The sequence below is a fragment of the Ekhidna sp. genome, assembly GCF_965212185.1.
Classification (GTDB): domain Bacteria; phylum Bacteroidota; class Bacteroidia; order Cytophagales; family Cyclobacteriaceae; genus Ekhidna.
This window is the reverse complement of record NZ_OZ243102.1, coordinates 2878466-2891267: the sequence shown is the minus strand read 5'-3', so window position 1 is coordinate 2891267 and position 12802 is coordinate 2878466. Positions and strand designations below refer to the sequence as shown.

Annotated in this window: 14 protein-coding genes; 2 read left to right on the top strand and 12 right to left on the bottom strand. The window is 37.6% G+C overall.

Annotated features, from left to right (window positions below):
• Positions 1–44: 44 nt before the first annotated feature.
• The 12 genes from ACOMC3_RS12370 to xerD form a co-directional block, all read right to left on the bottom strand.
• Positions 45–1007 (bottom strand): rhodanese-related sulfurtransferase, encoded by a 963-nt coding sequence (locus ACOMC3_RS12370; RefSeq protein ID WP_420316199.1) that lies wholly within the window; start codon positions 1005–1007, stop codon positions 45–47.
• 76 nt (positions 1008–1083) lie between these two features.
• A complete protein-coding gene (locus tag ACOMC3_RS12365) occupies positions 1084–1698 on the bottom strand; it encodes a hypothetical protein (protein ID WP_420316198.1) in 615 nt (204 codons plus the stop codon).
• Positions 1699–1714: 16 nt separating this feature from the next.
• Positions 1715–2350 (bottom strand): acetyltransferase, encoded by a 636-nt coding sequence (locus tag ACOMC3_RS12360; RefSeq protein WP_420316197.1) that lies wholly within the window; start codon positions 2348–2350, stop codon positions 1715–1717.
• A 33-nt stretch (positions 2351–2383) separates the two neighbouring features.
• On the bottom strand, positions 2384–3517 hold the full coding sequence (locus ACOMC3_RS12355; RefSeq protein ID WP_420316196.1) for a hypothetical protein: 1134 nt from the start codon (positions 3515–3517) through the stop codon (positions 2384–2386).
• A gap of 35 nt (positions 3518–3552) precedes the next feature.
• Positions 3553–4872: a DUF2851 family protein gene (locus ACOMC3_RS12350; RefSeq protein WP_420316195.1), complete on the bottom strand. Its 1320-nt coding sequence runs from the start codon at positions 4870–4872 to the stop codon at positions 3553–3555.
• Complete coding sequence (gene pyrF / locus ACOMC3_RS12345; protein ID WP_420316194.1) at positions 4841–5656, bottom strand: orotidine-5'-phosphate decarboxylase; 816 nt, start codon at positions 5654–5656, stop codon at positions 4841–4843. Before pyrF ends, ACOMC3_RS12350 begins: the two co-directional genes overlap by 32 nt.
• Positions 5657–5763: 107 nt before the next feature.
• The gene (locus ACOMC3_RS12340; protein ID WP_420316193.1) at positions 5764–5979 is read right to left on the bottom strand and encodes a hypothetical protein; all 216 of its coding nucleotides are present in this window, start codon (positions 5977–5979) and stop codon (positions 5764–5766) included.
• A gap of 112 nt (positions 5980–6091) precedes the next feature.
• A complete protein-coding gene (locus ACOMC3_RS12335; protein WP_348279054.1) occupies positions 6092–6337 on the bottom strand; it encodes an RNA-binding protein in 246 nt (81 codons plus the stop codon).
• A gap of 78 nt (positions 6338–6415) precedes the next feature.
• Complete coding sequence (locus tag ACOMC3_RS12330; protein WP_420316192.1) at positions 6416–7042, bottom strand: LolA family protein; 627 nt, start codon at positions 7040–7042, stop codon at positions 6416–6418.
• Between the two features lie 10 nt (positions 7043–7052).
• Positions 7053–9584: a DNA translocase FtsK 4TM domain-containing protein gene (locus tag ACOMC3_RS12325; protein ID WP_420319318.1), complete on the bottom strand. Its 2532-nt coding sequence runs from the start codon at positions 9582–9584 to the stop codon at positions 7053–7055.
• 38 nt (positions 9585–9622) lie between these two features.
• A complete protein-coding gene (locus ACOMC3_RS12320; RefSeq protein WP_420316191.1) occupies positions 9623–10651 on the bottom strand; it encodes a quinone-dependent dihydroorotate dehydrogenase in 1029 nt (342 codons plus the stop codon).
• Entirely contained in the window at positions 10651–11550 is a 900-nt protein-coding gene (xerD, locus tag ACOMC3_RS12315; protein WP_420316190.1) for a site-specific tyrosine recombinase XerD, read from the bottom strand. The genes ACOMC3_RS12320 and xerD overlap by 1 nt, the downstream gene beginning before the upstream one ends.
• A 123-nt stretch (positions 11551–11673) precedes the next feature.
• Between xerD and aroQ the strand changes: the two genes are divergently transcribed.
• Positions 11674–12090: a type II 3-dehydroquinate dehydratase gene (gene aroQ, locus ACOMC3_RS12310; RefSeq protein WP_420316189.1), complete on the top strand. Its 417-nt coding sequence runs from the start codon at positions 11674–11676 to the stop codon at positions 12088–12090.
• A gap of 81 nt (positions 12091–12171) precedes the next feature.
• Positions 12172–12714 (top strand): EF-hand domain-containing protein, encoded by a 543-nt coding sequence (locus tag ACOMC3_RS12305; RefSeq protein WP_420316188.1) that lies wholly within the window; start codon positions 12172–12174, stop codon positions 12712–12714.
• The last annotated feature ends 88 nt before the right edge of the window (positions 12715–12802 follow it).

Below are 12802 nucleotides of genomic sequence, written 5' to 3'. Positions count from 1 at the left end.
AACAGGAAACCACTTTATAACCCCCAAATTACTAAAAGTTAATTTTAATTCTGAGCAGCAGACTTACGTTTCAGGCCTTTGTATGGATTATATCCATTCATTTTCTTCTGGTAAAACCCAGTGCCATCATACTCTCTTGTATCAGGATTATTCATGCATTCTTCAGAGCAGCAACCCTTAAAGATTTCAGCACCTTTCTCACTCATTGGGATATGCATATTGCAATGAGGGTTAGCACAATTGACCATCCGATCACAAGGTTCATTGGTCACATAACACCTGGATATGACAGTAGGGTTTACCTGGTTCACATCCTTCACTATCCTATTGTCAAACACATAGCACTTACCTTCAAAATCTTCTCCTTCCGCCTCAAGTCCATATTTAATAATTCCCCCGTGTAATTGGTGGACGTTCTCAAAACCTTGCTCCAGTAAATATGCACTCGCCTTCTCACACTTGATTCCTCCGGTACAATAGGTGACAATCTTCTTGTCTTTAAACTTCTTTAGTTCTTCTATTTTTTCCGGAAAATCTCTGAAGTTGTCTATATCCAGAGTGATAGCATTTTTAAATTTACCGATCATGTGTTCGTAGTTGGAACGAACGTCCAGGATAATCGTGTCTTCAGGCTGTTCTTTTAAGATCTTCCTGAATTCTTCGGGTTCAACATAACCCCCTGTTTTTTTGTTGGGATCAATTTCTTTTAGCGAGCTATGAACGATTTCTGGCTTTACTCGAACATGCATTTTTTCAAATGCAGGTTGATCGTTGGTGTCAACTTTGAATTCAGTATGAGCAAAACGAGGATCGCTGGTCACCGCATCCATATATTTTTCACATGCCTCTTGTGTACCTGAGACAGTGCCATTTAAACCTTCCCAAGCGACTATGACTCGCCCTCTAAGATTAAGCTCTAAACAAAGTTTGTGATGTTCTTCCCTAAACTGTTCAGGATCTTCAATCTTACTGTAGCAGTAATAAAGTAATACGTAATGTTTTTCCATAATAACCAGGCCCTGTTTCAGCAGGGTGTTAATATGATGCAAAATTAAAGCTAATTTGGAAACAGAAAACGAGTTTCTAGTGAATTATTCGTTGGAGTTTTAGTTCTTTAAAAAGCCCTTTGGAATAAGTAGGAAGGTATCTGCTTAACTCATCAGGTCTGAAAATTGTAGATCTGCCAGACCAAACGAGTTTACCAACTTTCAATTCATAAAAGTTTGTTTCTATAAAGTACTTGGTATCTCTTGTAAAGTATCCGGGTCGATAGACAAGATCATAAGTCCTGAAGAAGTAATTCCCAAAGCGGTCATAGTAAACGAGCGGAGCATATGCCAAATCTGCTGGGATGTATCTAGGCTCATTTACATCTACTAACGTAACGGTAATGACACCATCAAATCCATTTTGTCTCATTCGTTCTTTTGCTCGCTCTACATCATCAAAGGGTTTACCTAATTCTGGAGGAAACATGGACATCCCATTCGTGCATCGGAGGTCGAATTTTCTTCCTGTATACACCACATCATTCTCTATTTCATTACGAAGATTTACATTGTTGATAAGGCCCATCACCAATATGCTATTGAATTGCTTGTCGTATTCTTCAGTAGTACTCCAGGTGCGCATTAAACCCTCAGGAACACAGCTGTTTAATGAGAAAATGATAGACAAGAACAATAGTTTTGACTTCATTGCAGGAAGATAGACATTACTTCACTTCTACAGCTGGATTGCCGAAAAGTGTTTGTCCTTTTTTCACATCACCCACCACAACTGATCCAGCTCCAATTCTTGCCCCTTTTTCGATTTTGACGCCTGCAACTATTGTAACGCCTGAGCCAATGAAAACTTCGTTTTCAATTTTAACCTTAGTATTAATAATAGATCCAGCGCCAATTTGAACAAAATCACCAATTTCCACTTCTTGTTCAATGATAGCCTTTGAGTTAATCACATTATGGTTTCCCATTTTAGAATCATTCGATAGAACTGCACCAGCATTAACGAAATTTCCATGTCCAATGCTGAAAGAGTCGGAAATTGATGCTGTTTGATGCACTGCATTCATAGGCATTATCTTTCGAGATTCTGTCAAATAATCTACATATTCTTTACGGAGTGAATTGTCATCAGTAGCAACAAAAGCCTCACATTTTTGACCGATAAGCTTGGTGAATCCATGATCGTCAGTAGCGCCAAGAACGGTTACTGAGTTTATTTCTGTGTTATGTGTCTTTTCGTCATCATCCAAAAACCCATAAACAACAATGTTATTGGAGTTGAATATTTCCAATGCTGCTTTTGCTAATCCTGTTGATCCGAAAATGATTACCGGTTTTTCCATGTCCTTCTTCTTTTGAAGGCGCAAAATTAGCGATTATTCCTCCGTTTGAGAAGTGAAGTATCGATATGGAAGAATACTGCTGATTAGAAATAGATAAGGCATATATGCATTTTTGTATCTGACGAGCGTGCCAAAATTTGGGGTGGAAAGGGGAAGCATTATAGCAAGCAATGAAATGCCACAAATAGATGCAATAAATAATGGCCAATCTATTGGAGGTTTTAGCTTTAGTGCAAGGATGAGAGACATCATTATTAACACCGTCAATACGAGATTTTCGATCCGATGGATCCATCCCCACACAGGTGTTCTATCCAAGATTGATGGTCTAAAGAAACCTGCATGAAGAGCTTTTGGAATATTTTTTAAAACTTCAATCCAAGATTCTTCCCTGATTTCAATATCTATTCGACCTTCAGAGTCTGATTTTTCGAGAATAGCCTGATTGTTTTGCTGGAGTGTCCATGGAATGGTATTATAATTTAAATACGGATGGATATACTGGGTTAAAGTAATCGCAGTAGCAAACACCAGGACGGAAACTATTTTCCATTTGATTCCAAGTTTATTAAAAAGGGTGGTTGCTAAAAGAATTCCAATAAAGATCAAACTGGTGATTAGCAGGTAATGCTTGATATTAAATAAAACGATTGCACTTACGCCGATAAATAATGAATCAAGTGCATGAATTTTTTTGTTGCAATAACTATTAATGGATGATGCGACGAGTATGACAAGTGAAGCACTCGCAATGCTATCTTTAATTACTCCGGAAGACCAAAAAACAATTGAAGGTATCATCAAAAGCGAAATCGCAGTAATCCATTTTAGTGATGGATAATTCTTGGCAATGACATTCGCGCCAAACCAGAATGCACTGAAGCTAAAGAATGAAAAGTAAAGTGATGTAATCCAATAAGATTTTCCGGCTAATTGTGTGACTGGCTTTAATATTTGAATGAAAAACTCTGTTCTAGGTTCATTCCTCTGTTCTATTGAACTCGATGAAATGGCTTCATTAAAGAAGTTTATAGTATCGCCGGATCCATAGTATTTGTAAAAAACTAGCCCCAGAATAATTCCTGCAAGAAGCTTTAAACACAACCCCATCCAATATAGCCAGTTTGGTAGTGTAGATGGGAGGAATCTTTTGACAAGGATTGCCAAGATGCTCAAGATTACAATATGAATGATCCACCCCATCATTTATTCAGTAATTCGACTCCAACATTGCATTGGAGACATTTTCTTTTTTGGCAATAATGTTTAAAGAGATGAATAAAAGCTTGAGATTCAAAGGCATTTTTAATTTCTATGTTTTGGGTTTCCCATTTTCTGGTTACACGGTTACTTTCGGGTGAAAGTGATTCAAGCAAGGCTATCGCTCGATCCATGTATACTTGATTAGCTGTATAAGAGGAATATGCTGCAAGCAACGGAGCAACAGTATTGATCAACAGATTTTCAAAAGAAGTGATGCCAATCATCTCCGTTTTACGCTTATTAATTTTATTAAAATCATAGTGACTTTGCCAATAGTCACCAACCGGGGTTCTAATCTTCTTTTTGAGCGTTTTAATATTATCAGTTTCAATTAATACAGCGAAAAGTTGGGGATGAGTATGCAATAAGCAAGCAAATTGAGCTATTCGAACCGTTGGGAAATTAGCAGGTCTCATTTTACCAAATTTCCATTGTGCTGTTACCATCGGGTCGTTCAATTCATATTTCTTTTGAAGAAATTCAAACTCCGTTCTTAATTCGCTTTGATATTCATCTTGAGGATTTTCAAGGAATCCAGCCATTCCAAAAAGCAGGGCTTCTGTTTGCTTTTGCTGGTGCAATACCTTTCTTAATACTTTATGCGGAAGAATCTGAGATAGCCTTGTAAAGGCTTCTTTGTTTGTGGAAAATCCAAAGTTGGCTGCTATTGACCGATAGGTTATTTCCTCCCAATCATTTTTACATGAGGCCAATAATGATTTTATCCGATTCGCTTTCTCTTCCAGCCTTTCTACAAGTACCCGATCAAGCATACTGTTTAGTGTGATACTACCAATGCTTTGTAATTGATAACCACATAAGATTTCTTCTTTTACTTGTGTATGCTTTTGGTATTTATCAATCAATAATGGATTTACAATTCCATTTAGTTCTAATGTAGGAATGGCTTGATCATGGATGGTTACTTCTTTGTCATGTTTCCAAACTACATGAAGAATGACATTATTGTAGGCTGTGTTTTTTTCGTGCTGATGGTTATACCAATCAGAAGATTTGATATGAATTTCGACTTGACCAGCCCACTCAATATTATCGATTTTTATTCGAGCTTCTTCAAAATCTGGACCCGAATCCTCATTATAATTACCTGGGTAAAATACCCTCAGGGATTGTCCATTTGTAAGGAACAATGGAGAAATATTGAACTTCTGATATTTCCAGATATAGTGCAGAAAATGCTCGTCCATTGCAATCATGTACAACCCTTTATAATCGCTGAAGGATTTCTGCCATTTCAATCTGAATTTTATGAGCCACTTTACCAGCAGATGAGGCAAAGCTTTCTGAAGAGTCTGAATATATAATACCTCTTGATGAATTGATTAGCAAGCCGCATTGCTTATTCATACCATACCTGCATACTGCATTTAAATCGCCACCTTGTGCTCCAACACCTGGAATCAAGAGGAAATGATCGGGAATGATTCTTCGGATTCCAATAAGAGCCTCTGGGCGAGTTGCACCTACTACGTACATCGTATTATTAGCGTTTCCCCATTCTTTACTGGTCCTAATTACTCTTTCATAAAGTTTCTCACCATCATCGCTTACAATCACATCCTGAAAATCTAAACCTCCGGGATTACTTGTAGCAGCCAAAATAATAACCCACTTCCTTTTGAATTCAAGAAACGGTTTAACAGAATCAGATCCCATATATGGAGCCACTGTCACAGAATCAAAATTCATATTTTCGAAAAAAGCTCGTGCATACATGGAAGATGTATTTCCAATGTCCGCACGCTTTGCATCAGCAATGGTGAATATATCTTTTGGAATATATTCTAACGTTTTCTGAAGTGAATCCCAGCCTTTTGATCCTTGAGCTTCGTAGAAGGCCGTATTTGGTTTATAGGCTACCGCGTATTTATGTGTAGCATTGATGATCTGTTTGTTAAACTCAAAAATTGGGTCTGCTGCAGATAGTAGGTGCTTGGGAATTTTTTTGATATCTGAATCAAGACCTACACATAAGAAGGATTCCTTTTGCTTGATTTTCTCAAAAAGCTGTTGACGTGTCATGGTCAAAGGGTGATTTTCCGGCTAATTTAGGAATAAATTCCTTGGACATACTTCTGCTGTCACTGACACATTTCAGTATGAAAGAATTCTAATAAAAATGCTAATTTTTATTTAAGCTCTGGAAGCTTATCGTTTACGACTTTACCTTTTTTCACTTCACCATAGAAGTGAACTTCGTATAATTTTTCGTATTTCTTGATCGACTGGTGTAATTCAGGAATACTATCACTTCTTAGTTTAATTCCTTTTCTTTCACCTTTATGTCGGAGTTCTATGTAGTATCCGTCTTTAAGTTTTACCGGAGTAGTTGCAGGTCTAGCCAAATCAATAAAATTTTAGTGTACGTATCAATTATATAAAACAATGCTCGTGCGGAAAAGTTTCCACACGAGCAATTATATAAAATTCAAAAAAACTTAGAATCTGTTTCAGTGCTTACCCTCTAGGGTTAGCTTTTTTTACAACGATGGTTCTACCATCTAATTCTGTTTCGTTTAGGCTAGAAATAGCCTGGTTACCTTCGTCATCGTTTGGCATTTCAACAAAACCGAAACCTTTCGATCTCTGAGTGTCTCTGTCCATGATAACTTTAGCGGAATCTACTGTTCCGAATTCTTCAAATGCTTGTCTCAATGCGTCTTCTGAAGTTGCATAGTTAAGCTTAGCTACAAAAATGTTCATTAAAAAAAATAAAAATTAAAAAAGCGTCCAGACTTGTTCTGAACGCTACAAAGGTATGATATTTCTTGAGATTCTAAATTATCTAAAATCTATCACCTCAACTCCAGGATATTTTGATGTATCAAATTTGAAATAGCCGTCATTTAAATTTGTAGGAGTGAAGGAATCGATCGAGTAGATATATTTATTTCCTGTGCGCTCAAAAACAGTGAATGACTTTAGTTCATCTTTGGAATCGATAATCATTTTGATTTTAAAGTAACTTTTGTCACGACTTTCCGGGTCTAGCTCGATTACTCGATCACCATTTGGCTTTTTCTCCGCTAGCACATACTTAAAGCCGTTCTTATACAAATCATAAACATTACTAAGTGTGATTTCTGCTTCTTCGGGATCGTACGTACTGATGGTTACTTCATTTATCTCTTCATTGAAAGTATAAATATCAGTGCCATCATTAAAGATTTTCTGACCGGCAACTTCCAATACATACTTATCACCTTTAATGGCTACATCTCCCGAAATGGTCTCATCAAGACCGGCACTTTCATTGGTTAACTGCTGTGAAAATGATGCTTTAAAAGCTTCAACTTTTTTGTATTTGCTACTCATCGCATCCAATACAGCTAAAGCTTCAGGATCATATTGAGCTTGTACCTGTGATAGGATACTCACTGTCAGCAATACGAATAATATCTTTTTCATTATCTAGTTCTTAATATTTGATTTCTATTTCAGACAATAACTGTTCCAAACTGTGTTCATCAGGTATTAGTACTTCTCTTGCCTTACTACCCTCAAAAGACCCAACGATTCCTGCTGCCTCAAGTTGATCAATTAAGCGGCCTGCTCTGTTATACCCTAATTTCATCTTTCGTTGAATAAGAGAGGTAGAACCCTGCTGATGCATGACGATCAAACGAGCAGCATCTGCAAAAAGTGTATCTCTATCTGATAAATCTACTTCTCCAATTCCAGACTCTTCTTCACCTGCATATTCCGGAAGCATATAAGCACTATCGTAACCCCGCTGTTCACCAATAAAATTACAAATACGCTCCACTTCAGGCGTGTCTACAAAAGCACATTGTAAACGTGTCATATCGGACCCCATAGAGAGAAGCATGTCTCCCATACCAATCAACTGATCAGCACCACCAGCATCTAATATGGTTCGTGAGTCAATCTTGGAAGTAACTCTAAAAGAAAGTCTGGCAGGAAAGTTTGCTTTAATAATGCCGGTGATAACATTTACAGAAGGTCTTTGAGTTGCAACTATCAAATGTATTCCGATAGCCCGAGCGAGCTGTGCGAGTCTCGCTATCGGTGTTTCAATCTCTTTACCAGCAGTCATCATCAAGTCGGCTAGCTCATCGATGACCAATACAATGTAGGGCAAGAATCTATGACCTTTATTCGGATTAAGCTTTCGTTCGGTAAATTTCTTATTATACTCCTTCAGGTTTCTACATGCAGCACTCTTTAAAAGATCGTATCGATTATCCATTTCGATACACAATGAATTAAGAGTATTCACTACTTTAGAAGTATCTGTGATAATCGCTTCTTCACTGTCCGGAAGCTTAGCTAGAAAATGGTTTTCTATCTTATTGAAAAGTGTTAATTCCACCTTTTTAGGATCAACCAGGACAAACTTAAGCTGAGATGGATGCTTTTTATAAAGTAAAGATGCCAGCATGATATTCAATCCAACTGATTTACCCTGACCTGTTGCTCCTGCCATTAGGAGATGGGGCATTTTACTTAAATCTGTTACAAAAACTTCATTGGAGATGGTTTTGCCAAGCACTACAGGAAGCTCCATCTTACTTTCCATGAATTTACTTGTGGTAACAACCGATCTTGCATCCACCATCTCACGGTTCTTGTTTGGAACTTCAATTCCAATCGTTCCTTTGCCAGGAATAGGTGCAATAATTCGAATACCAAGGGCTGCAAGACTCAAGGCAATATCATCTTCCAGGTTCTTGATTTTGGAAATTTTCACTCCAGCATCTGGTACAATTTCATATAAAGTCACTGTAGGCCCAATAGTTGCCTTGATACTCGAAATTCCAATTTTAAAGTTGACGAGTGTCTCAATGATTCGATCCTTATTTTGCTCCAATTCATCTTTTGAGACTTTTACATCCTTTTCCGGATATTCAGTCAGCAATGAAGGGGTAGGGAATTTATAGCGGGGAAGATCCAATGTAGGGTCATAGTTCACTGCTTCTTCCGTAACTTCCTCCTGAAATTCCTTTTGTTCAACTTCAAAGGAAAGATCCTCTAATTCTTCTTTCTTTTCTACTGGAGCTTCAGCTTGAGGTGGATCAGGCAGATTTTCCTCTTTTGGAGCAAATACTTTTTCTTCTACCTCTTTAGGTAGCGGAGGTTCTTCCTTAAATTCAGGGAGATCTATGGTGAATTCAGGATCTGGTTTTTCTGATTTGGCTGATTTAGAAGGGATTTTCTTAACTACCCATGTTTCTGACTCATCTTTGCTTGCCTCTTCATCTTCAACCTCTTTCTTAATTTGATCCAAAACAGAAGTGATATCCTGTTTTTTCTCTTTTGGTTTCTTCTCGGGAATGAGTGCTTTGATTTGATTGATCAGATTCTCAAATGAAGGAATCACTCCACTAAAGGCAGATATTCGGGTGATGTCAAAAAAGAACATATTAAACACCACAAATAGGAAAATGATAAAGAGCAATGCTCCCCAACCCATAAGGCTCTGTGAAATCACTGCAAGCTCATACCCAATACCACCACTAAGAAAGCCCCACATGGTGGTTTCCTCCTGAGCAATGAGAAAGTACCCCATGACCAGACTGATCCAAATGAGATAGAAAACGACGAAATTGAAACTCTTGGTAATCGGTAAAAGAGCACGATACCATATGATTCTATAAGCGACAATAAACAGAAAAGGTGGGATAAGTAACGCTGCTACACCAAACCATAGAAAAATAAAATAATGAGAAGCAATAGCTCCAATGAGGCCAAATGCATTCTGGACTTCCGCTCCAGACTCTTTCACATTCGTGCTGGTATATGCTTCTACCACACTTTGGTCGGCTTGACCCGTGCTTAAGTATGAAATAAAGGACACACCAAGAAATATTGAAATTAGCAATAAGGTAAATCCGATAAATAAATGAAATTTTCGGTCGGTGATGAAGTTGAATTTAAGACTCTTCTTCTCTTTTTTCTCGCCCTTCTTTTTATAGGTATTTGTTGCCATAGAATATGCTTCCAAAAATATGGAGTTTTCACCGTGGATCAAACATGCTTGACTAGTTCCTTATTGATCCGTTTAATTAATGTAGGACCTTCATAAACTAAACCTGTATAAATCTGAACAAGGTTAGCTCCGGCTTGAATTTTTTCGACTGCATCATCTGCAGAATGAACTCCTCCAACTGCAATAATGTGAACGAGTGGAAGATGCCTTCTGATATATTTAAGTACCTCATTGGATTTATTAAAAACCGGTTTTCCGCTGAGCCCACCTGCGCCAATTGATTCTACTTCTGCGGTTTTAGTTTTTAATCCTGATCTGTCGATGGTAGTATTTGAAATGATTAAGCCATCCAAATCGAGATTTTTAGTGATTTCAATAATGTCATCAAGCTGTGATTCTGTTAGATCAGGAGCAATTTTTAAAAGGATTGGTTTTGGACTTTCCTTCTTTTTATTTTCATCTTGAAGTGCCTTGAGGAGGTTCATAAGTGGCTCTTTTTCCTGTAGATCACGCAATCCAGGTGTATTTGGTGAACTCACATTAACGACGAAATAATCAACGTGATCATAAAGCTTGCTGTAGCAATTTAAGTAGTCGTCCAGTGCATTTTCATTTGGAGTTACTTTATTCTTCCCAATATTCCCACCGACGAGAATGTTTGATTTTCTAATTTTTAATCTTTCCACTGCTGCATCAACTCCTTCATTATTAAATCCCATTCTATTAATCAAAGCCTCATCCTGAGGGAGTCTAAATAGGCGTGGTTGAGGATTTCCTGGCTGACCCTTTGGTGTCAATGTGCCAATTTCGATGAATCCAAATCCAAGATTGGAGAAATCATCAATAAGCTCCGCATTCTTATCAAATCCTGCAGCTAAGCCTACTGGATTTTTAAACTTTAAACCGAAAACTTCCTTTTCAAGTCGCTGATCTTGAAAATTGAACATGCCACGAATTAACTGTTTTCCAAGTGGAATCCTGAGGATAATGTGAAGAAGACCGGTTGTGATTTTATGTGCTTTCTCAGGGGAAAAAAGAAAAAGAATGGGTTTTAAAAGTTGATACATCAGCTTCTTGGATGGAATTGAGTAATTACCTGTTTTAAATAATCCCGATCGAGGTGTGTGTAGATCTCGGTAGTAGTGATAGATTCATGTCCCAACATCTCCTGAACGGCACGCAAATCTGCGCCTCCCTCAATCAAGTGAGTTGCAAAACTATGACGAAATGTGTGAGGACTAATATTTTTCTTCAATCCAATTTTAGCAGCCAGATCTTTGATTATCATAAACACCATCACACGACTAATTGCCTTTCCACGTTTTGTGACAAAAAGATGATCTTCAAAGCCTTTTTTTACGTCAATGTGAACCCGAACCTCATCTCTAAATATTTTGATGTGTTTAAGAGCTGATCTGCCTATCGGTACAAGACGCTCCTTACTTCCTTTCCCAATAATTCGTAAGAAGCCAATGTCATCATGGATATTGCTGATTTGAAGATTGATTAGTTCTGAAACACGCAGACCAGAGCTATAGAGAGTTTCCAGCATAGCTCTGTTGCGCTGACCCTCAGGTGTTGACATATCGATGGCGCCAAATAGATTTTCAATTTCAGGTAAGTCGAGTGTGTCTGGTAACTTTCTTCCCAATTTAGGAGCTTCCAGAAGTTCAGAAGGGTCTTTTTGGATTACTTCTTCAAAAACCAAAAATCTAAAAAAAGCTTTCAAACCAGAAACCATTCGAGCCTGTGTGTAGGCAGACATTCCCAGCTCATTAATAAACTCAATAAAATCGATTAGATCCTGCTGGACCACCTTAGTAGGTGAAATGTCTTTCTCTTTGATTTCAAAAAACTGCTGAAGTTTGGCAATGTCCGCCAAATAAGCATCTACTGAATTCTGCGCTAAAGAGCGCTCCAGCTTAAGGTAGCTTTTAAATTGTTTCGTATAGGTTGTCCAGGACAAGGGATTGATTTTAAAATCTTAACCACGAGGAAGATTGAGTGATCTTTAAAATGAGATCGCTTCACTGCGTTCGCGATGACGATACTAATTTTAAACGTCTAATTTAGTACTACTAAACAATCTATGCGAATACTCATCTTAAACGGACCAAATCTTAACCTTCTTGGCAAGCGCGAACCAGAAATCTATGGGAGTAAATCTTTTGAAGATTATTTCAAAGACCTTGAAAAGCGGTTTCCTAATCATGAGCTCGAATATTTTCAATCAAACCATGAGGGAGCCCTGATCGATAAGCTACATGAAGTTGGATTTAATTATGATGGAGTGGTTTTTAACCCAGGAGCCTATACACATACCAGCATAGCATTGAGAGATGCTATCTCTGGAATTGAAACACCAGTTTTTGAAGTGCATATTTCAAACCTGTCTGAGAGAGAAGACTTCAGGCAGATTAGCTACGTCAGTGATGTTTGTAAAGGATCTCTTAATGGGATGGGATTAGAAGGTTATGCGATAGCAATAGAAGAGTTTATTGCTTAGGTCATAGAAAAAAACGGTGTACTCTTCGAAAGCTGACTACCAAAATCTCCATAAGTAGTATCTTTCCTTGAAATATCTGCCATGACCGAACTTCAAAAACAGAAACTCACTCATTTTTTTAATGTGCTAGACCATAATGGCAATGGTGTCTTGGAATCCGAGGATTTTGATCAGATAGGGGAGCACATCAGTGACATCATTGGGCATAATGAAAATTCAGTTGAACGACTTGATTTAAAACTTCGCGCACATCGATTATTCGTTCAGATTTTGAAAGACTTGGAAAAAAGTGAAGCTGAATTGTCTTTAGAGGAATGGTTGACCTTCTTTTCAAACATGGTGTTAGTAAAGCCAAACGATTACATCAATCAATCAGCAACCTACCTTTTTTCTTTATTTGATCAGGATATGGATGGTCATATTGATGAGAAAGAATATCTGGATATGTTCAAAGCATATGGATTGTATGTTTCTGTTTCTAAAAAGGCTTTTGACTTGTTAGATTTCAATGGAGATGGTCGTATAAGTGGCGGGGAACTTGTTAAAGCATTTGAAGACTTCTTTTTATCCTCAGAAGTGGATGCACCAGGCAATTGGATCTTTGGTGACTGGAGAATGGGTTGAAAAATTTCAAATAACTAGTTAAGTTTTCTGAATCAAGTCCTCAAAATTTTTTAGAACCTACATTCTGCTTATATTCTACCTGAATGTT